Origin of the sequence: Pseudogemmobacter faecipullorum, from assembly GCF_020539525.1 — a bacterium.
GTDB lineage: Bacteria > Pseudomonadota > Alphaproteobacteria > Rhodobacterales > Rhodobacteraceae > Pseudogemmobacter > Pseudogemmobacter faecipullorum.
The window spans coordinates 223,761-244,072 of record NZ_JACDXX010000005.1; the positions used below are offsets into that span (position 1 = coordinate 223,761).

The following is a 20,312-nucleotide window of genomic DNA, read 5'->3' on the forward strand; positions in this document are numbered from 1 at the left end:
GGCTGCCGCTGCCGGAATATTTTCCGCCCAAAAGGCCGAACCAGGGAGGACAGACCGGCCATTCTCTGTCATGATCCGGCCACGGCCTCGAATCCCTAAGCTGCCAGAACGGGAGAAGATGATGTCCGAACCAGTCCGGATCCCAGCAGCGCCATCGCGCTCTGTTTCCCTTGGGATTTTACTCTTCGCAATCGCCTGGGTCTCGCTGATGGTGCTGATCCTGATGCCCCGCGATATGATCACCGGCACCCTGCCCGGCCAGATCCTCAGACCGGAACCAGCCCCGGCGGTTTTCAGCGAAGCCCCCTGATCGTGGCGGGGCGGTCCGCGCAAGGATCGCCCCGCTGCCCTTCGCTGCCCCCCTTCCCCTTGAAAATCCTGCGCTGCCGGCATAATTCCTGAGTAAATCAGAAGGATTATGCCATGCTCACCTCAACCGCACGTTTTGAGACGCAGAATGCCTCGCGTTATCTGCAGCAGCTGCTGAAGCATTTTGGTCATAAAATTGAGGTCAGCTATGATGAGAGCCAGGGCCAGGCCATGCTGAACCAGGGCCCGGCTGTGCTGAAGGCCGATGCCGGGGCGCTGACGGTTCAGGTCTCGGGCGGGGATCTGCGCGCGGTGATCGAAGCGCGTTATGTCATCGACAAACACCTGGTCACCTTTGCCTTCCGCGACGGATTTTCAGGTTTCAGCTGGACGCTCGACGCCTGAAGCCATGCGCGCCGCAACAGCCCCGCGCCCGGCGTATATGCCCTGAACCGCCTGTGAACACCGCCCGCCGTCCCGGCTGGCGGTGTTTTATTTTTGGCGGGTACTGCCGGAATTCCCCATATTCCCCAGCGTCTTGTCAGCGCTCTGGCCGGAAAAACGGCCGGTTTCCCCAATAAAAACAGGGAAAACTCCGCAAAGATTTATTGACAGAATGTCACTGCCTGCGCTCACTGTGGGGAAAAAGATATTCTTACGTCCACGAGGTGCCCCCGACGGCCCCGGGGTCGCCCTTCTTAAAAAAGGGCCTCAGGGAGGAATGACTTTGTCTGATCTGTCAAAGCGGATCGAGGCCATGCACCGGCGTGACACGACGGTGGCCTGGGCCTTCGTTCTAGGATTGTGGTTTGCCATTATCTTCGTTGCGCTCGGGACCTGGCACCTCGCCCCCAGCACTGCGGCGCGCAGTGCGCTGCTGGTCGGCGGCGCGGTGGTGCTGATGTTTAACACCGCCGCAATCGTCGCCATGCTCGGCCATTACCGCGAGGACCGTGACTTCATGTACGGGCTCGACATCCGCTTCCTCGACGAGGCGCGGGCAGCCAGAAGGAAGCGCAAATATGGCTGAGCACCTTCACCGCTATTCCGCCCCGGTTCAGGGCAAAATTGGCCAGGTTGTCGATGTCATCGTGCTGCTGATCATGGCGATCGGCGCGCTTTATATCCCGCTCTGGCTGGGTCTGGCCGGCTCCTCCAAAATCCCCCGCGAAATTGCCGAACCGACATGGGAGGCCCTTGGCCAGAATGCCGCCATGGTCGGCCAGTGGCAGAAACTGGGCTTCAGCGATGCCGCAAGCGCCGCCGAACTGATCACGCCGCGTTTTGACTATTCCTTCTCTCTGGGCGCGCTTCTGGTGATGATCGTGGTGATCGTCGGCTATTATGCCATGCTGCTGCGCTTCTCCGAGAAAGAGTATCGCGATGTTATCGCAGAGAAATTTGGGAAGTGAGGCCAGGATATGGATCTTTGGAACTATCTTGAACTGGCAGCCTGGGCGGCCTCGGCGATCTTTGGTCTTTTCATCCTGATCGACTGGATCCGCACCGACCAGGCCTATAGCGAAGAGTTTCTGACCTCGTCGCGCGAAGGAGAGCTGGAAGCGCTCACCGAAGAACAGCATCATCACCGGGGCTGAAACATATGACATCCACACCTTCCACTGAACATGTCGGCCTCGCCCGCGTGCTCGGCCCGGCCCATGTCTGGGCGCTTGGCGTCGGTATCGTGCTGGTCGGCGAATATATGGGCTGGAACTTTGCCGTCGGCAAAGGCGGGGCCTATGCGGCGCTGATGGCCTGCTGGTTCGCCGGCATCCTTTATACCTGCGTGGCGATGATCGATTCCGAGGTGACCTCAACCGTCGCCGCCGCCGGGGGCCAGTATACCCAGGCCAAGCATATCGTCGGGCCGCTGATGGCCTTCAATGTCGGGCTCTATCTGGTCTTCGCCTATACGATGCTCGAAGCGGCGAATGCGATCACCGTCGGTTTCCTGATTGATACCGTGGCGATCATGTCGGGCCATAGTGGCGGGGTTGACCAGCGCCCCTTCATCATCCTTGCGATCATGTTCCTCGCCTGGCTGAATTACCGCGGCGTGCTGGCAACGCTGACCTTCAACCTGGTGATCACCGCTTTTGCCTTTACCGCGGTGATCACCCTGTTCCTCGCCACCTCTGGCATCTTCACCCCGAGCCCGCTGATGCATGAGGCGCTGATGTCGGGCCAGGCGGCGCTGCCCTATGGTTCGCTGGGGATCCTGGCGGCGATGCATTTCGGCCTGTGGTATTATCTCGGCATCGAGGGCACCACCCAGGCCGCCGAGGAAGTCCGCTCTCCCGCCCGCTCGCTGCCCTTCGGCACGCTCGCCGGGGTGATGACGCTGGCGATTGCCGCCACGCTGACCTGGTATGTCTGCTCGGGGCTGATGCCATGGGAATATCTCGGTCAGGCCGGGGTGCCGCTGTTTGACGCGGCGCGGCTCTCCGGCTCCAGCCTGCTGATGGTCTTCCTCGGCATCGGCACTTTGTTTGCCACCCTGGCCTCGGCCAATGGCTGTATCAATGACGCGAGCCGCGCCTGGTTTGCCATGGGGCGCGACCGCTATCTGCCGGGCTGGTTCGGGGCGGTGCATCCGCGCTACCGCACCCCCTACCGCGCCATTATCTTCCTGGTGCCGATTGCCCTGATCTTCGCGCTTGGCGCGCCGATTGATCAGGTGATCACCTTCTCGATCCTCTCAGGCCTGCTGGGCTATACTTTCATGCCGCTGAACATCATCCAGTTCCGCCGCAAATGGCCGCTCGACAGCATTGCCCGCGGCTATGTGCATCCGTTCCACCCGATCCCGGCGATTGCCATGCTGCTGCTTTGCGGCACGACCTTCTTCGCGGTCTTCCTCGGCTATGGCACCCAGCTGGTGGCGATGATCTCTTTCTATATCGTCGTTTCGCTGTGGTTCCACTTCTGGCGCTATCGCTTCGTCAACCGCGGCGCCCAGTTCACCATGCCCTGGCCAAAGCCCCGGGGCTATTAAGGTGACAGCAGCGCTTTTGCCCCTGCTGCTGCTGGTCTTTGGCGGAGGGCTGGCCGTTCTGGCCCTTCGTCTCTATCAGGCCAGCCTTGCGCGCCGGGAGCGGCGCGCAGGGTATTTCTCAGCCGTCCTGCCGCAGATGCAGCGGCTGCGCCAGCAGATCACCCCTTGCGGATTTCCCCGGGTTTCCGGCGAAATTCAGGGGGTTGAGACCGATCTGCAGATCATCCCCGACACGCTGACCTATCGCAAGCTGCCGACTTTATGGCTGCTGGTGACCCAGCCCTGCCCGCTGCCTTTGCGCCAGCGCATTCATCTGATGATCCGGCCGCGCGGGGCCGAGGCTTTCTCGGCCTTTCATGACCTGGCCTTTCAGACCCGGCCCGGCGAGGGTTTGCCCTATGATGCCGGGCTGCGCTCGGAACAGCCGCTAACCCCCGGCGAGGCGGCGCTTTTGCGCCGTCACAGCCATCTGTTTGCCGATCCGCGCCTGAAAGAGCTGGTGATCGCGCCCGAGGGGCTGCGGCTGAGCTGGCTGGCCGATGAAGCCGATCGCGGCCGCTATCTGATCTTTCGCGAGGCCGAGATGGGCAATATCCCCCTCGCCCCCGCAGATCTGGCACCGCTGCTGGCCGGGCTGGCGGCCCTGCGCGATGACATATTGAGCCCGGGATGTGAGAGGAAATGCGCATGACAAAAGCCCCGCCCAACCCATATCTCGTGCTGGCCTCGGCGCTGCTTTTGCCGGCTTCGGGTCAGGTCTGGAACGGCGAGGCTCAGCGCGGGCTGATCTTTCTGTTCTTCCTCATGCTGCTTGGCGGCTTTACCGCCGTGACCGCCGGCCCGGATGTCAGCTTTACCGGCCGCTATGCCGGGGCGTTTTTCGTCCATGCCATGGCAATATTCGATGCCTATAAACGCGCCCGGATCCGCAGCGCCCTCTATCACCACCGCGCCGCAGGCTGAGGGAAGCGAACCCGCGCCGAGGGCAAAAGGGCGGGCCTTTGCGGGCCCGCCCTTTTTCTTTTCGCCTGAGCAGAGCTCAGCGCCGCGTGGCGCGGATCAGATCGAGGATTTCTTTCGCCGCATCGGGGATATTGGTGCCCGGGCCGAAGATCGCCTTTACGCCGGCGTTTTTCAGGAAGTCGTAATCCTGCTGCGGGATCACCCCGCCACAGATCACCATAATATCGCCCGCGCCCGCCTTGTTCAGCGCCTCGATCAGCAAAGGCGCAAGCGTTTTATGACCGGCCGCCTGAGAAGAGATGCCGACGATATGCACGTCATTATCAACCGCATCCTGAGCCGCCTCTTCCGGGGTCTGGAACAGCGGACCAACGTCAACATCGAAACCGATATCGGCAAAAGCGGTGGCGATGACTTTTGCACCGCGATCATGGCCGTCCTGACCCATTTTCACCACCAGCATACGCGGGCGGCGGCCCTCTTCCTCGGCAAAGGCCTCGACATTGCGCTGAATCGCCTCAAAGCCCTCATCGCCCTGATAGGCGGCACCGTAAACCCCTGCCAAAGTCTTCACCTCCGCCCTGTGCCGCCCGAATGTGCCTTCCATCGCCAGCGAAATCTCGCCCAAAGTCGCGCGCGCCCGGGCGCATTCAACCGCTGCTTCCAGCAGATTGCCGCCCTCAACCGTGCGCCGGCCCAGCTCCAGCAGCGCCGCATCGCAGGCCAGCTGGTCACGCGAGGCCCGGATCTGGTTCAGACGGGCGATCTGGCTGTCCCGCACCGCCATATTGTCGATCTGGAGGATGTCGATCGGATCCTCTTTCTCTTTGCGATATTTATTGACGCCAACGATCACCTCGGTGCCGCGGTCGATCATCGCCTGGCGCTTCGCCGCCGTCTCTTCGATGCGCAGTTTCGGCATGCCCGAGGCCACGGCCTTGGTCATGCCCCCCATGGCCTCGACCTCCTCGATCAGCGCCCAGGCTTTTTCGGCCAGCTCGGCGGTCAGGCTCTCGACATAATAGCTGCCCGCCAGCGGGTCGACGACATGGGTGATGCCGGTCTCTTCCTGCAAGATCAGCTGGGTATTGCGCGCGATCCGGGCCGAAAATTCGGTCGGCAGCGCAATCGCCTCATCGAGCGCATTGGTATGCAGCGACTGCGTGCCGCCAAGCGCGGCTGACATCGCCTCATAGGCGGTGCGGATCACGTTATTATAGGGATCCTGCTCCTGCAGCGACACGCCCGAGGTCTGGCAATGGGTGCGCAGCATCAGCGAAGACTGCTTCTTCGGCTCGAACTCCTGCATGATCCGGGTCCAGAGCATCCGCGCGGCGCGCAGCTTGGCCACTTCCATGAAGAAATTCATGCCGATGGCAAAGAAGAACGACAGCCGCCCGGCGAAATCATCAACGCTCATCCCGGCCTTGAGCGCGGCGCGCACATATTCGCGCCCGTCGGCGAGCGTATAGGCCAGCTCCTGGACGAGGTTCGCCCCCGCCTCCTGCATATGATAGCCCGAGATCGAGATCGAATTGAACTTCGGCATCTCTTTCGACGTATATTCGATGATATCAGCGATGATCTTCATCGAGGGTTCGGGCGGGTAGATATAGGTATTGCGCACCATGAATTCTTTCAGAATGTCATTCTGAATGGTGCCCGAGAGCAGGGATTTATCATGACCCTGCTCTTCACCCGCGACGATGAAGCTGGCGAGGATCGGGATCACCGCGCCATTCATCGTCATCGAAACCGATACCTTATCGAGCGGAATGCCGTCGAACAGGATCTTCATATCCTCGACCGAGTCGATGGCGACGCCTGCTTTGCCGACATCGCCCACCACGCGCGGATGGTCGCTGTCATAGCCGCGATGGGTTGCCAGATCGAAGGCGACCGAGACCCCCTGCTGCCCGGCGGCGAGGTTCTTGCGGTAGAAAGCGTTGCTCTCCTCGGCGGTCGAGAAGCCGGCATATTGCCGGATCGTCCAGGGGCGGCCGGCATACATGGTCGCGCGCGGGCCACGGGTAAAGGGGGCAATGCCCGGCAGTTCATCCATCTGCGGCAGGCCCACGACATCGGCCGCAGTGTAAAGCGGCCTGACCTCAATCCCCTCAAGCGTCTGCCAGTTCAGGCTTGAGGGTTCTTTGCCCTTCAGCTCTTTCGTGGCGAGGCTTTCCCAGGCTTTCAGATCACTCATCTCACTGTCTCCCTTTGCAAAAAACAGGCAGGCCTGTCTCTCGCCGCTTGGGGTTTTGCCGACCCTGTCCTATATCTGGACTATGGATCAAATGCTCGACCGCCGTTCCCTTTTCAGCCTGGCCGCGCTCGCAGCCCTGGCCCCCTCATATCTTCTGGCCGGGGAGGCAGAGGAGGCTTTGCCCCCTGCCGCCGCTTTCGGACCTGTCCCGGCCGCTGAGATCAGCGAGGCCGGTGAATTGTTCCGGCGCCGCCCGGTGATTGTCTTTGCCGACAGCCCCAATGACCCGAATTTCATCCGCCAGATGGAGCTCTTGCCGCCGCTTTATGCCCAGTTTGCCGCCCGGGATGTGGTGCTGATCACCGATACCGATCCGGCTAACCCCTCGCCCCTGCGCCACAAGCTGCGCCCGCGCGGCTTTTCGCTGGTGATGATGGACAAGGACTGGAAATCCCCGATCCGCCGCCCCAGCCCGCGCGCCGCGCGCGAGGTTCTGAACACGATCGACAAGATGCCGATTGCCAGAACCGAAGCGCTGGAGCGTAACCCGGCGGGGCGGTGATCGCGGGTCACTCGAAAAAGTCCTCCTCAATCTCAGAGACCTGAAATGTGTCCCGCACCCGACAGCCCACTGAAAAGCGGATCAGCAGACGCGCCAGCTCTGGCCCGTCGATCAGAACAATCCGCTTGTTCAGCTTTTCGGCGGTAGATCTGGCGGAATCTGAGAAGCGCGCCGTTGTTACGAAAATCCCTTTGGTCACATCTTTCAACGCCAGCGCACCAAAGAAATCCCGTAACGCACCGGAACCCACTGCCAGGTCCTGACGGTAACGCTTTGCCTGGAAATACACCTGATCTACTCCGAGCGTGTCGAGATTGACGACGCCGTCAACCCCGTCATCCCCCGCGCCGCCGACAACATCCGCAGCTTGCGGGCCGCTGCCATAACCCATCTTAAGCAACAACTCGCGGATCGTATGCTCAAAGAACACCGGGGTGGCATTGACCAACCGTTCTATCAGCTCCAGCCCGAGTGCATCATCAAGCTGGCGATGGGCATTGCGGATCGCTTCATCCGGCGTAAGCGCTCCTGCCTCTGGCTCAGCAAGGACTGCTCCCGGGCTGGCTGCGGCATCTGAAGGACCGGATGAAAATGCCCGGAACTGCGGCGATAGTTCCGCAAGCCAGACCCTCGTGATCCGGTCCGGGGCGCTGATGAGCGCATTCCGACCCTCTGCAGTAATTTGCAAAACCGCCCTTCTCGGCCGTTCGAGTAAGCCGGCCTGGCAAAGATATGTCCCTGCCCAGGCCACCCGATCGAATACGCGGGTTTTATTTCCCGATGAGACCAGTTCAGCGCGATCCTCCTCGCTGAGCCCCATCCGGTCAGCAACATAGCCCGTCAGCTCGCGCGCCTGAACCTGGCCCCGATCCGCGACTTCCTGCAGAACCGGTCGCATGAATGTCTGAAAATCCGGGACAGGCATGGATTATTCAAACTCCATAATCACATCATCAACGCGCAGGCTTTCTCCCACCTTCGCCCTGATCTGTTTCACCAAGCCTTTGCGCTCGGCTTTGAGGATGTTTTCCATCTTCATCGCCTCGACCGTGGCCAGAGCCTGACCCTCCTGCACCTCCTGGCCCTCTTCCACCTGGATCTTCACCACCAGGCCCGGCATCGGGCAGAGCAGGAAGCGCGAGGTGTCAGGTGGCAGCTTCTCAGGCATGAGTTTCGCCAGTTCCGCAGCGCGCGGGCTGCGGACATGGACCTTCAGATCGGCACCGCGGGCGCGGATGCGGAAGCCCATCGGGATTTTATCGGCTTTGAGCACCAGGGGCTCGCCCCCGACCTGCAGATGCGCCAGCGACTGGCCCGGCACCCAGTCCGAGCTGACGCGCAGGCTTTCGCCATCGGCGAAATGCACGGTCGAGCCCTCACGGTCAGCCGAAACCCTGAGCGCGAAATCGCGCTCGCCGATGCTGACCACCCAGTGATCGCCGACGCGGCGCTGGTGATTGTCCATGGTGCCCGAGATCCGGGTGCGCCGGATCTCGGCCACGCGGTTCATCGCCGCTGCCGCTGCCGCAATGCGCTGCAGATCGGCTTCCCCAAGCCTCGCGCCCTGGAAGCCCTCGGGATATTCCTCGGCGATAAAGGCGGTGGTGATATTGCCGGAGATGAATTTCGGGTGATCCATCACTGCGGCGACGAAGGGCAGGTTATGACCGATGCCCTCGACCTCGAATGTATCGAGCGCCACCCGCATTTCCTCGATCGCCTCGCCCCGGGTCGGCCCCCAGGTGCAGAGTTTGGCGATCATCGGGTCGTAATACATCGAGATCTCGCCGCCCTCAAAGACGCCGGTATCATTGCGCACGATGCCGCCGCGCGCCGTCGCGCCCTCGGCCGGCGGCCGGTAGCGGGTCAGACGGCCGATTGAGGGCAGGAAATTGCGGTAAGGATCCTCGGCATATAGCCGGCTTTCCATCGCCCAGCCGTTGATCTTCAGATCTTCCTGTTTGAACGGCAGCTTCTCGCCCGCCGCAACCCGGATCATCTGCTCCACCAGATCGATGCCGGTGATCAGCTCGGTCACCGGATGCTCGACCTGCAGGCGGGTGTTCATCTCGAGGAAGTAGAAATTGCGGCTACCATCAACGATGAACTCAACCGTGCCGGCCGAAGTATAGCCCACCGCCGCCGCCAGCGCGCAGGCCTGCTCGCCCATCGCCTTGCGGGTCGCCTCATCAAGGAAGGGCGAAGGCGCCTCTTCGATCACCTTCTGATTGCGGCGCTGGATCGAGCATTCGCGCTCGTGCAGATAGAGGGTATTGCCGTGTTTATCAGCCAGAACCTGGATCTCGATATGGCGCGGCTGGGTGACGAATTTCTCGATGAAGATCCGGTCATCGCCAAAGCTGCTCGCGGCCTCATTCTTTGAGCTCTCAAAGCCTTCGCGCGCCTCTTCGGCATTCCAGGCGATGCGCATGCCCTTGCCGCCGCCGCCCGCGCTGGCCTTGATCATCACCGGATAGCCGATCTGACCGGAGATTTTCACCGCCTCATCCGCATCCGAAATCAGCCCCATATAGCCCGGAACGGTCGAGACCCCCGCCTCCTGGGCCAGTTTTTTTGAGGTGATCTTATCGCCCATCGCCTCAATCGCCGGGCTGGGCGGGCCGATGAAGACCACGCCCATCGCCTCCAGCGCCGCAGCGAAATCCATCCGCTCCGACAGGAAACCATAGCCCGGATGCACCGCCTCAGCCCCGGTCTGCCGGATCGCCTCAAGGATTTTATCGATGACGATATAGGACTGGCTGGCCGGCGGCGGGCCGATATAGACCGCCTCATCCGCCATTTTCACATGCAGGGCATTGCGGTCAGCATCCGAATAGACGGCCACTGTCTGAATGCCCATTTTGCGCGCGGTTTTGATGACCCGGCAGGCGATTTCGCCGCGATTGGCGATCAGGATCTTCTTGAACATCTCTCTCCCTCGTCCCGGCCCGGACCAGGGGGCGGAACAACAAAAAGGGCCTTCCGGTCATTATGACCGGAAGACCCTGATTCAGCATGAAACTTTACCCTGCCGGGCTGATCGTTCTGCATCCCGGCAGGCTGCCGGGACGCTGTGTTCAGATCAGTAGCAGTTGTTGGTTGCGAGGCAGGAGCCACCGCCGGCGACAGCGCCGATGAGCGCGCCCTGAGTTTTCGAGCCGCCGGTTGCGCCAGCAACCAGTGCGCCGGTTGCCGCGCCACCAATGGTGCGCACCGCTGCCGAGTTGAGCGGCTGGCCGCCGTTGCCGTAACCATTGTTATAGCCATTGCCGCCGACACAACCGGCGAGCGAGAGGGCAAGAATCGGGAGGAGCAGGAGAGATTTACGCATGACAGACTGCCTCGTTGGTTTTTGATTACCCCGGAGTCTACTGCAAGCAAATCTTTCGGGAAAGATGCTGAGTATCCGCTCACGCAAACGGGAAGCGGAAAAGCGCCAGGCCGGGCGCAATTCTGCGACTGCGCCGGAACCAGGCCAGAGCCCTCCCCCTGTCTGCTGACGGCAGGCCACTGCACTGCCAGGCTATACAGCCCGCAGTTGCAGCGCCCGGCTGCAGAAGAACAGAGGGAGCGGCGCATCAGTCCTCCTCCCAGTCGTCATCGTCTTCCTCATCGAAGAAGAATGCCTCTTCGGCGTCTTTGGCGAAGACTTTCGGGAAAGCGGCCTCGGCACGCTTCACGTCAATGCGCAGCATGGCGTAGTAAGAAGCGGGATCGAAAGGATCCTCGGCAGGCACGACCTCGCGCCCGAACAGCCAGGACAGGCGGCCGGCATCGAGATTGCCGCGCTCAAACGGCTCTTCGCCGAACTGGCGCCACAGCGCCGCCATGAAGGCCTCATCCGCGACACGGTCAATGTGTTTACGGTCTTTGAACCGTTCGCGGCGGATAATTTTGGTCGCCCCGCCCTTCTTGAGATTGGCGCGGCGGATAACGAACTGAAAATCTGATCCCGGCAGACGGCCCGGGAAACCCCTGTGCTTCAGCATGATGCGGTTCCTCTTGCTTCGGAACCGGGTTTTAGCCGCAACACCAGGCCTGCGCCAGCGAGGGTGGCTGCACGGAGGGTGGCAGCCCTCGGATCACAGATCCGGGGCCGCCGGGTACAATTACTTGTACTTGCCGGTGTAAACCGGCTCAGCCGAAACCGGCTCAGCAACAACAACGGTCTCAGTTTTCTTGGCGCAGGCGGCCAGGGTGGTGAGAGCGAGCAGGGTAACGATAGCAACGTTGCGCATGACAACCTCCAGTGCGAATCATTGTGACAGGCCACACAACATTGTGGTGCCGTGACAGAGGAAACGTACGAAATGGAGGGAAATGCAATGGGCTCAAAGCGATGCAAATAAATTTCACCCGCCGCAACAGAGGGTGCGGCGCCCTGCTGAAACGGGCGCATCTGCTCTGACAGCTGAAGCGGGCTCAGAGCAGCAATCCGGCCCCGACTGGCCGGGGCAGATTGGCCGGCCCTCCCGCCGCAAAAGCGGAGGGGCCGGCCGGTATTCTTACTTATACTTGCCGGTATAGACCGGCTCGACCGAAACCGGCTCGTCAATATAGACGACGGCTTCCTCAGTTTTCTTCGCGCAGGCAGCCATGGTGCCAACAACGGCCAGGGCCATAACGATACGCAGGGTGCTCGACATCCTCTACTCCTTAATTTTCCGGGGCTTATAACCGGCACAATACCGGAGCCGCCCCTTTGCGAGGGTAAGGCCACTTGGGTTGGGCCTGCAGCGAGACTAGCGGAAACATCGGGCAAAACATACTGGCCTGCAGCCAAGTCATGCTTCTGTGACTCGATTACATCAGCGCAAGGCGCAAAGCCGCGACAGATCACCACATCTGGTAGCATGCTCAGAAGATCTCCCAGATGCAGGAGCCGTTTTTGATGCCATAGGCCTCAAAAAACTGCACAGCCTCGGGATGCGCCTCGCCATAGGGCAGTTCGCGATCGGCAAGCGTGATCACGATCTGCTGCGGCGCGGGCACCATGCCATCGACCCGCCCCAAAGCATATGTGTCACACAAAGCCTGCATATCCTCGCTTCGGTCCTCACCCTGTTGCAGCGTCGTATCAATGAAGCGAAACCGCGCCGTAGCGCCCGCCGCCCCGGCGGTATCGGTGACAATATCAAGGAAGCTGACCGGCCGGCCGGAAGGAAGCGCCAGCCCCTCTTGCGCCGCTGCCGCCTCTTCTTTGCAGCCCGCCAGCAGCATGGCGACTGTCGCCATCAGCAGACTGACCCTATGCCCTGCCATTGCCATCCGATCCCCCTTTGCGATTGTTCACAGAGGGATATTGTCGTGCTTCTTCCACGGGTTTGACAGCTTCTTATTGCGCAGGCTGGCAAAGGCCCTTGCCACCCGGCGCCGGGTCGAACGCGGCTGGATCACCTCATCAATGAAACCTTTTTCCGCCGCTACGAAGGGATTGGCGAAACGGTCCTCATAATCGCGGGTGCGTTCGGCGATTTTTTCCTTATCGCCCAGTTCCGAACGGTAGAGGATCTCGACCGCGCCTTTGGCCCCCATCACCGCAATCTCGGCCGTGGGCCAGGCATAGTTAAAATCGCCGCGCAGATGTTTCGATGACATCACATCATATGCGCCGCCATAGGCCTTGCGGGTGATCACCGTAACCTTCGGCACCGTCGCCTCGCCATAAGCGAAGAGCAGTTTCGCGCCATGTTTGATCACCCCGCCATATTCCTGCGACGTGCCCGGCAGGAAGCCCGGCACATCAACGAGGGTCAGCAGCGGGATCTCAAAAGCATCGCAGAAGCGCACGAAACGCGCCGCCTTGCGCGAGCTGTCGATATCGAGACAGCCCGCCAGCACCATCGGCTGATTGGCCACCACGCCGACCGACTGGCCCTCGATACGGATGAAGCCGGTGATGATATTGCCGGCATAATCCTTCTGGATCTCGTAGAAATCACCCTCATCGGCGATTTTCGTGATCAGTTCCTTCATATCATAGGGCTGGTTCGGATTGGCCGGGATCAGGGTGTCAAGGCTCTGCTCGACCCGGGCCGGATCATCAAAGAACGGCCGGACCGGCGCTTTCTCGCGGTTGTTCAGCGGCAGGAAATCGAACAGTCGCCGGATCTCGGCCAGGGCCTCGACATCATTCTCGAAAGCACCATCCGCGACCGAGGATTTCCTGGTATGGGTCGAGGCGCCGCCCAGCTCTTCGGCCGTCACCACCTCATTGGTCACCGTCTTCACCACATCGGGGCCGGTGACGAACATGTAGGAGCTGTCTTTCACCATGAAGATGAAATCGGTCATCGCCGGGGAATAGACCGCACCACCGGCGCAGGGCCCCATGATCACCGAGATCTGCGGCACCACACCGCTCGCCAGCACATTGCGCTGGAACACATCGGCATAGCCTGCAAGCGAGGCGACGCCCTCCTGGATACGCGCGCCGCCGGAATCGTTCAGCCCGATCACCGGCGCGCCGTTTTGCAGCGCCATATCCATGATTTTGCATATTTTCTGCGCATGAGTTTCCGAGAGCGAGCCGCCGAAAACGGTGAAATCCTGGCTGAACACATAGGCCATACGGCCATTGATCGTGCCCCAGCCGGTCACCACGCCATCGCCCGGCGGTCGCTCGCGCTCCATGCCGAAATCGGTGCAGCGATGCGCCACGAACATATCAAATTCTTCGAATGAGCCTTCATCGAGCAGCAGTTCGATCCGCTCGCGCGCCGTCAGCTTGCCCTTGGCATGCTGCGCCTCAACGCGGCGCTGGCCACCCCCTGCCCGCGCTACCGCGCGCCGCTCTTCCAGCTCTTGCAGGATATCTTTCATGGCAACCTCCCCGGGATTCGCGAGGATAATATTGTTGCGCCGCAGCAAAGCAAAACGAAACCTTGTAAATTTGCAAATTATTGACCATGATTAATCTGCAAAGTGAATATTTGCGAATTTCAGCGCCACAGCTTCGACAAACCGCCATGGGCGTTGTTACAGCTGTCGAAATACCAGCCGATTAAGGCCCTTTTCCGGGTTTTCGGCGACCATAAACAAGGTGAATAACGACCAGTTTTCGCCGAACCTGATTTATATTGTCATATTTCAATGAACTACCAAAGTACGCCCTGCGGCGCTGCATCCATGGCCTCCATGAAGCTCGTCCCCAAGGTCTCCGGCGGCATCGCTTGACGCTGCACTCCCCTCCCACCAACCTGACGCTCACTCGCCTGAGCACAGGCCGGCTCTCTCAGGCCCGACTGTCCCAGCCTCCAACATTCACCATTCACCCGAACCGATAAGCACCCGCTTTTCGGACCAGTGAACTTCATCCTGAAGGGAGCTTACCGCCGTGCCGAAGTTCAGGCCTCACCGTCGCCCCCTCTGGCCCGGCTTTGCCGCCGATGTGTTCGGACGCCTTCACGAAACCTGGCACATCCATTCCTGGGAACGGCCGCGTATCGACGCATTTACAGCGCCGGTTGTTCTGCCCGGTGTGGCGCTTTCGGCGCTCCAGAAGAAACGCGGTGCAGAATGCCCCCTCGGTGCAACTGCACTGGATGAGCTCGCGCTGCCGCCGCGGCCCCCACATGTCGTCCAGCTCTGCCTGCGGCTCGTGGCGCGTATTGCAACAGCCGATGCCCATAACGGCGCTACTGGCGGACCTGCATCAGCAGATTGGCAGCGGTGTTGCGCGGGCGCGGGCTATAGCCGGTCAGGACTGACCGGCCAGCCATCAGCCCCCCCCCCGCCTGGCCGTTTACAGCCCCTGCCGGCAGGCTGCGGACCGGACCAGGCGGAGCGGTGATGAGGCGCGGGGTCAGTGCCGGCTCCTCCTCGCGGAAGATCGCCCGCAGATCAGGGCGCGGCGCGGCCAGCCGCCGGATCTTCGCCCCGGTGAAGGGGCTGATCGCGGCCAGAGAGCGGCGCGGCGCGAGGGGGGGCAGCGGCGCTTCCCCCTTCAGACCCCGCTGCACCGAGCGCTGCTCAATCGCCCGGGCCCTGCGGCTTCGCGCCATTTCGGAAAGCTGCTTCGGACCGGACATCGCTGAGCTCCGAGATTGCCACAAATTCCACCCAAGGTTGATCTGAATTGCGACAACTCTTTGTCACAAAAGAGGCCACAGCCAGACGCTGTAAATTTTAACCATTTAATCCCATACTAAAGAATCAGGCATCAATACTAAAAAATGTATTCTATATTCATAATTTATTACCCAATCGCATAACAGGGCAAATTACCAGAATTCTGACTGAATTCGGAACGAATCATTAAAGAATTTCCTGATATGCGGCGCGCAGGCACAACTCCAGAAACCCCACAATAATGCTTTGTTATATATGAATAATTTACAATCAAAGCAGCAATGATCCGATGACAGATCCAGCCGTCGAAACTGCCAGCCCGGTGGAAGAGATCTGCGCCGCCCCCCCCTCTGCTGCGCCAGTTCAGATAGCCGCCAAAAGCGAGATATATAAAATCTTAAATCCCCGTTATTCGGTTAAGATATTCTTTTTTCGTCCATTCTGACATTCGTCACCATTTATTAACCAATCAGACAAAGACCAAACGCATACATGCCATTCTTTCGCCCGAATTAAGGAAGTTCCTGCTATCCGGAATAGCGCTTTTTAATGTTCCAGCCTGTAACCCGTGCCAGAGCGCCTGACCTCGAACCATTTCACGGGGGACGGGAAACGATGCGAGACTATGTCACCGCAGATACGCCTGGGGCGGATGAGCTGGAAAACAGCTTTCAGTTTTTCCGTCAGGCCACCGCCAGCATGGCGGAACTGCGCAGCCGGTTTGAAACGCTTGGCGGCCTCTCGGAACGGATCAGCCAGCTGCTGCCGGAAGGGTTTGAGGAGCAGCTGGGCGAGCTGCGCAGCCGTCTGGGTGATTTCGCCGCCCCGATCACTTTCGTAGGCCAGGTCAAATCCGGCAAGACCGCGCTCGTCAATGTGCTGGCCGGCAGCCCCGGCCTGCTGCCCTCGGATGTGAACCCCTGGACCTCGGTGGTCACGACGCTGCATCTGAACACGCCGCGGCCGCGCAATGTCCGGGCCGAATTTGCCTTTTTCGATCAGACTGAATGGGAGGATCTGATCCAGGAGGGCGGGCGTCTGGGCGCTCTCGCCCGCCGCGCCCGCGCCGATGATGAGATGATGCAGATCCGCGCCCAGATCGAGGAGATGTACAGCAAATCGCGTGAGAGGCTGGGGCGGAATTTCGAACTGCTGCTCGGCAACCGGCATAAATATGATGAATTCAGCCAGCAGCTGATCGAGCGCTATGTCTGCCTCGGCGATCAGTATGCCAGCCCGGAACAGGGCACGGCACAGGGCCGTTTTGCCGATATCACCCGCTCGGCCGATCTCTATATGGAGGTGACGGGCTATCCGATCGGTCTGTCGCTGCAGGATACGCCCGGCGTCAATGACCCTTTCATGATGCGCGAACAGGTCACTTTGCGCAGTATGAACAATGCATCGATCTGTGTCGTCGTGCTTTCTGCCGCACAGGCGATGAATACGGTTGATCTGGCGCTGATCCAGCTGCTCTGTGCGCTGGAAAGCCGCCGCGTGATCATATTTGTCAACCGGATCGATGAGCTGCGCGATCCGGCCCGCGACATCCCGGTGATCCGTGAGGCGCTCGGGATCATCCTGCGCGATCGCGGCCTGGGTGATATCACCACGATCCTGTTTGGCAGTGCCCACTGGGCCGAAGCGGCACTGACCGGCAAGCCCGATATGCTGAGCCCGGCCTCGCTCGCCGCGCTCGAGGCAATGGTGGCCGCCAGCCCGGGGCCCGCGCACAGCCTCTTTGCCGAGCGCGCCTGGGCCTGTTGCGGCCTCGCCGCATTGCTGGGGGCGATTGGCCAGACCATCGCCGCCAGCTCAGGCTGTCAGGTGATTGATGACAGCTGGCGGCGGCTGAACAACCTCGTCGCCACCGTGCGCACCCGCCACCTCGCCTCATCGGCTTTGGCGGTTTCGCAGCTGAGCGAAGTGCAGACCCGCGCCAAGATCGGTAATCTGCGCCATGCGGTTGACAGCTATATCGACACCGATATGACCGCATTGTTCAGCCACCTGACCGAGCGGGTCAGGCAGAGCAGCAGCGATTACGTCAGCCGCATGGCAGCCGATCTGCTCGAACGCGCCAAAGAGAATGGCCGGGCCGGGGTCGAAACCTGCGATCCGATGCAGCTCAGGATGCGGCTGCGCACCGCCTATATCCGCTATACCAATGAAATGCGGTCCTTCTTTGAGGATATCAGCGACGGCACCTGCCAGGCGATGATGGATCTTTACAGCCAGATGCTGGGTGAGGCAGCGGCGGATATGCAGCTGCAGGCCCCCGCCGCCCCCGCCCTGCCGCCGCCGGTGGCGCTGGGGCGCACTATTGTTGTCGATCTGCAGACCACCCGCTGGAAGGCCTGGATGGCCTCTCACATCAACAGCAAGGGCCTGGCGCGCGAATATCACAGCCTTGTTGAGGCTGAGGTCAGCTCGATCAGCGACGAGCTGATTGCCACCGCCCGCGACACGCTGAGCATGATGGCGCGGGTGCTGCGCGATTTTCTGGACGAGCAGGAGAGCTTTGCCCTCGCCATCGCCGCGGGCGGCTCGCTGTCGCGCGATCCGCTGACCAATCCCCTGATCCAGCGTCAGCAGGCGCTGGAGGAGCTGAGCCGGGAGCTACGCCAGTTCGGCGAGCGCCGTGCCATCTGATCCTGCCATTTCCCGCTGCCGTGAGGATTGCCATGCCCTATGATCAGAGTGAAAGCCGCCGCGTTTCGCCCGCCGCTTTTGCGCGTCTCACGGCCCGGGCCACCGCGCTGCCCCGTCTGGCGGTGGTGGGAGAGTTCAGCTCGGGCAAATCCACCCTGCTCAACCTGCTGCTCGGCCACGAGGTTCTGCCGACCCGCATTACCGCAACCGCATCGCCCGGGGTCTGGATCAGCTATGGCGATCGCAGCGGCCATTACATCGATGCCAGCGGCGCAGAACAGCCCCTGCCCACCGGCGGCATCGAGGCTGTGCCCCCTGACAGCCGCTATATCCGGCTCTGGCTTGAGGCCGATTTCCTGCAGCAATGCGATATTCTCGACCTCTCCGGCCTCGCTGATCCCGGGCGCAGCGATGAGATGACCTATCAGATGCTGGGCCATGCCCATGCGGTGATCTGGTGCACCCCCGCCACCCAGGCCTGGCGCCAGTCAGAGCGCGCCGCCTGGCTCGCCGTGCCGCCACGGCTGCGCAGCAACAGCATTCTCGCGGTCACGCGGATGGACAAGCTGCGCAATGATTTCGACCGCGAGCGGGTGATGCGCCGGGTCGGGCATGAGGCGGCAGGCTTATTCAGCCGGTTCGAGCCGATTTCCGCGCTGATGGCGCTGAAAGCCCTGGCCGAAAATGACGCCCCCGCCTGGGAAGACAGCGGTATCGACAGCCTGATGGCGGGGATCAGCGAACAGCTCGAACGGCTGCAGGCCAGGCGTGCCGCTCTGATGCAGCGCTACCAGTCCGACAATGCCGCCCAGCAGCCCGCTGCTGCCGGGGCTGCCGCGCCCCTTCTCACCCCAGCCGGGGAAAGCCCGCCGGCAGAGCGCTCGGGCGAGACCATCCTCCTGACCTGGCCCGATGGCGATGCGGCGCTGTCAGCGCCGCCTGACGGCGCGGAGGATAACCCGGAAAGCGAAGAGCTGGCCCTGCTGGAAAGCCTGTCGCGCCCGGCCCCGCTTATGCTGGTCACCCCGTTCCGCGCCCATCCGCGCCCGGCACCGCTCCGGCCCGAAGCCCCTCTGGCGCCCGCGACTGACCCTGCCAGCACCAGCAGTCCTGAACTGTCCCCCGCCAGGGAAAGCGCTGCGGACTGGCCCGGTGACACTGCCGGGCTGGGTGAAGCACGGAGCGGAGCGACTGACGAGGCAGCGGCTGATGAAACACCACCCGCACCTCTGCCGCTCTCCGCAATAACCGCGAGCGCATCCGCTTTTTCTGCGCCCGTTGAGGCGGAGCTGGATTTTGACCTCACAGCTTTCGCCGGCCGGCTGAGCGCCAGCGCCCTCGCTCCCGGCGCGATGATCCCGGCCCCCGCGGCCCCGATATTGCCGCCTGCTGAGCCGCCGCCTGCCGCAGACCGCCCTGCCGGACCCGCGCTTATTCCCGATATCGAGGCCGCCTTGCAGCGGGTGCTCTCGTGCTATTTCCCGCCCCCCTCGCCTCTGTCTGCCGCCCCGGCCAGCCCCGCAGCCCAGCCACCGGCCCCCTCCGATCCGCGCGCGATCTGGCGCGGTATCGTCGCCCGCGCTGACCCGGCCACCGCCGCTCTGCCGGTTGTCGCCATGATAGACGAGCTGCTGTCGGGGATGTTCCCGGCCAGCGCGACTGAACCGCCGGAGCCAGGAAGCTGAGCCCCGGAGCCCCGGGCCGGATCAGCCCTCAGACCATCCGGTCAGATCCGTTCTGAAGACGATTGCGCCGATGAAAGGAAACACGGTGCAAAGAAAACGCAAAGGAAAGCGACATATGAGTACGAATATTGCAATCCTTAATGAACTCGATGGATTTGTCGGCGGCTGCCTCGTCGACAGTGAAACCGGGCTGATGCTGGCCTCGGAAGGCGGTGGCAAGATTGATCTCGAAGCGGCTTCGGCACTGAACACCCAGGTGGTGAAAGCCAAGCTGGCAGCGATCAACGCGCTGAGACTCGATGATACTATTGAGGATATTCTGATCACCCTGGGCAAACAATATCACCTGATCCGCCCGCTCGCCTCGAGCCCAACGGTCTTCCTTTATGTGGCGCTCGACCGGAAATCCTCGAACCTTGGTCTGGCGCGCATCAAACTCAAGGGAATTGAGGCCGGAATCACCCTCTGAACTGAATAGCCCCATGTTTGATGGACGCCTTCTTTGCTAATTTTGAGGCAAGGAGGCCATGATGGGCACAGGGACTTTCAGCGACGACTTCAAGCGCGACGCGGTCGCGCAGATCACCGAGCGGGGTTATCCGGTCAGCGAGGTCTCAGAGCGGCCTGGGGTGAGCAAGCACTCGCTCTATGCATGGAAACGCAAGTTCACGAAGGCAGCCTCGGGCGAGACAGAGAAAGACGCTGAGATCCGCCTGTTGAAGCGGGAACTGGCACGGGTTTCCGAGGAGCGCGACATCCTAAAAAAAGCCACCGCGTATTTCGCTCGGGATGCAAAGTGAGCGGAGCCATTGGAGCGCCATCGGTTCAAGCCCGATGGCGACGGCGTTCGTGGCCGAGCATCGGGGA

General features: G+C 61.4%; 22 protein-coding genes and 1 pseudogene. 13 read left to right on the plus strand and 10 right to left on the minus strand.

The genetic code is table 11. From position 1 onward, the window contains the following. Positions 1–121 precede the first annotated feature (121 nt). The 8 genes from H0485_RS07650 to H0485_RS07685 all read left to right on the plus strand — a co-directional run bounded on the left by H0485_RS07650 (position 122) and on the right by H0485_RS07685 (position 4,270). Positions 122–310, plus strand: coding sequence for a hypothetical protein (locus H0485_RS07650; protein ID WP_226934771.1), 189 nt, complete (start codon positions 122–124; stop codon positions 308–310). 113 nt (positions 311–423) lie between these two features. Next, complete coding sequence (locus H0485_RS07655) at positions 424–714, plus strand: DUF2218 domain-containing protein (protein ID WP_226934772.1); 291 nt, start codon at positions 424–426, stop codon at positions 712–714. A 322-nt stretch (positions 715–1,036) separates the two neighbouring features. After that, entirely contained in the window at positions 1,037–1,339 is a 303-nt protein-coding gene (locus tag H0485_RS07660) for a hypothetical protein (RefSeq protein WP_226934773.1), read from the plus strand. Beyond that, entirely contained in the window at positions 1,332–1,721 is a 390-nt protein-coding gene (locus H0485_RS07665) for a hypothetical protein (RefSeq protein WP_226934774.1), read from the plus strand. The genes H0485_RS07660 and H0485_RS07665 overlap by 8 nt, the downstream gene beginning before the upstream one ends. 9 nt (positions 1,722–1,730) lie before the next feature. Continuing rightward, complete coding sequence (locus H0485_RS07670) at positions 1,731–1,907, plus strand: hypothetical protein (RefSeq protein ID WP_226934775.1); 177 nt, start codon at positions 1,731–1,733, stop codon at positions 1,905–1,907. A 5-nt stretch (positions 1,908–1,912) separates the two neighbouring features. After that, the gene (locus tag H0485_RS07675; protein ID WP_226934776.1) at positions 1,913–3,307 is read left to right on the plus strand and encodes an APC family permease; all 1,395 of its coding nucleotides are present in this window, start codon (positions 1,913–1,915) and stop codon (positions 3,305–3,307) included. Between the two features lies 1 nt (position 3,308). Next, positions 3,309–3,998, plus strand: a complete 690-nt coding sequence (locus H0485_RS07680) for a hypothetical protein (protein ID WP_226934777.1) — start codon at positions 3,309–3,311, stop codon at positions 3,996–3,998. Next, entirely contained in the window at positions 3,995–4,270 is a 276-nt protein-coding gene (locus tag H0485_RS07685) for a hypothetical protein (RefSeq protein WP_226934778.1), read from the plus strand. Before H0485_RS07680 ends, H0485_RS07685 begins: the two co-directional genes overlap by 4 nt. 76 nt (positions 4,271–4,346) lie before the next feature. On the opposite strand, the gene scpA is transcribed toward H0485_RS07685, so the two are convergent. Then, on the minus strand, positions 4,347–6,473 hold the full coding sequence (gene scpA, locus H0485_RS07690; RefSeq protein ID WP_226934779.1) for a methylmalonyl-CoA mutase: 2,127 nt from the start codon (positions 6,471–6,473) through the stop codon (positions 4,347–4,349). A gap of 91 nt (positions 6,474–6,564) precedes the next feature. Here scpA and H0485_RS07695 point away from each other — a divergent pair, with 91 nt between their 5' ends. Next, positions 6,565–7,035, plus strand: a complete 471-nt coding sequence (locus H0485_RS07695) for a DUF4174 domain-containing protein (protein WP_226934780.1) — start codon at positions 6,565–6,567, stop codon at positions 7,033–7,035. Between the two features lie 7 nt (positions 7,036–7,042). Here H0485_RS07695 and H0485_RS07700 read toward each other — a convergent pair whose 3' ends face one another. From H0485_RS07700 to H0485_RS07735, 9 genes are all read right to left on the minus strand, one after another. Next, positions 7,043–7,933, minus strand: coding sequence for a restriction endonuclease (locus H0485_RS07700; protein WP_255613410.1), 891 nt, complete (start codon positions 7,931–7,933; stop codon positions 7,043–7,045). Positions 7,934–7,963: 30 nt separating this feature from the next. After that, on the minus strand, positions 7,964–9,967 hold the full coding sequence (locus H0485_RS07705; RefSeq protein ID WP_226934782.1) for an acetyl-CoA carboxylase biotin carboxylase subunit: 2,004 nt from the start codon (positions 9,965–9,967) through the stop codon (positions 7,964–7,966). Between the two features lie 153 nt (positions 9,968–10,120). Further along, positions 10,121–10,369, minus strand: coding sequence for a DUF3482 domain-containing protein (locus H0485_RS07710; RefSeq protein ID WP_226934783.1), 249 nt, complete (start codon positions 10,367–10,369; stop codon positions 10,121–10,123). A gap of 247 nt (positions 10,370–10,616) precedes the next feature. Next, a complete protein-coding gene (locus tag H0485_RS07715; RefSeq protein ID WP_226934784.1) occupies positions 10,617–11,027 on the minus strand; it encodes a hypothetical protein in 411 nt (136 codons plus the stop codon). Positions 11,028–11,147: 120 nt separating this feature from the next. Next, positions 11,148–11,276: a hypothetical protein gene (locus tag H0485_RS21660; RefSeq protein WP_255613411.1), complete on the minus strand. Its 129-nt coding sequence runs from the start codon at positions 11,274–11,276 to the stop codon at positions 11,148–11,150. Positions 11,277–11,543: 267 nt separating this feature from the next. After that, on the minus strand, positions 11,544–11,684 hold the full coding sequence (locus tag H0485_RS07720; RefSeq protein ID WP_226934785.1) for a hypothetical protein: 141 nt from the start codon (positions 11,682–11,684) through the stop codon (positions 11,544–11,546). Between the two features lie 211 nt (positions 11,685–11,895). Next, positions 11,896–12,306 carry a DUF6497 family protein gene (locus H0485_RS07725; RefSeq protein ID WP_226934786.1) on the minus strand — a complete coding sequence of 137 codons (411 nt, stop codon included), beginning with the start codon at positions 12,304–12,306 and terminating at the stop codon, positions 11,896–11,898. Positions 12,307–12,327: 21 nt separating this feature from the next. Then, positions 12,328–13,860 (minus strand): acyl-CoA carboxylase subunit beta, encoded by a 1,533-nt coding sequence (locus H0485_RS07730; protein WP_226934787.1) that lies wholly within the window; start codon positions 13,858–13,860, stop codon positions 12,328–12,330. 815 nt (positions 13,861–14,675) lie between these two features. Continuing rightward, on the minus strand, positions 14,676–15,068 hold the full coding sequence (locus H0485_RS07735) for a hypothetical protein (RefSeq protein WP_226934788.1): 393 nt from the start codon (positions 15,066–15,068) through the stop codon (positions 14,676–14,678). A 655-nt stretch (positions 15,069–15,723) separates the two neighbouring features. Here H0485_RS07735 and H0485_RS07740 point away from each other — a divergent pair. From H0485_RS07740 to H0485_RS07755, 4 genes and pseudogenes are all read left to right on the plus strand, one after another. Then, on the plus strand, positions 15,724–17,760 hold the full coding sequence (locus tag H0485_RS07740) for a dynamin family protein (protein ID WP_226934789.1): 2,037 nt from the start codon (positions 15,724–15,726) through the stop codon (positions 17,758–17,760). Positions 17,761–17,792: 32 nt separating this feature from the next. Further along, the gene (locus tag H0485_RS07745; protein WP_226934790.1) at positions 17,793–19,445 is read left to right on the plus strand and encodes a dynamin family protein; all 1,653 of its coding nucleotides are present in this window, start codon (positions 17,793–17,795) and stop codon (positions 19,443–19,445) included. A 115-nt stretch (positions 19,446–19,560) separates the two neighbouring features. After that, positions 19,561–19,914 carry a roadblock/LC7 domain-containing protein gene (locus H0485_RS07750; RefSeq protein WP_226934791.1) on the plus strand — a complete coding sequence of 118 codons (354 nt, stop codon included), beginning with the start codon at positions 19,561–19,563 and terminating at the stop codon, positions 19,912–19,914. Between the two features lie 61 nt (positions 19,915–19,975). Next, a pseudogene (locus H0485_RS07755) lies at positions 19,976–20,312 on the plus strand (transposase); the annotation flags it as partial.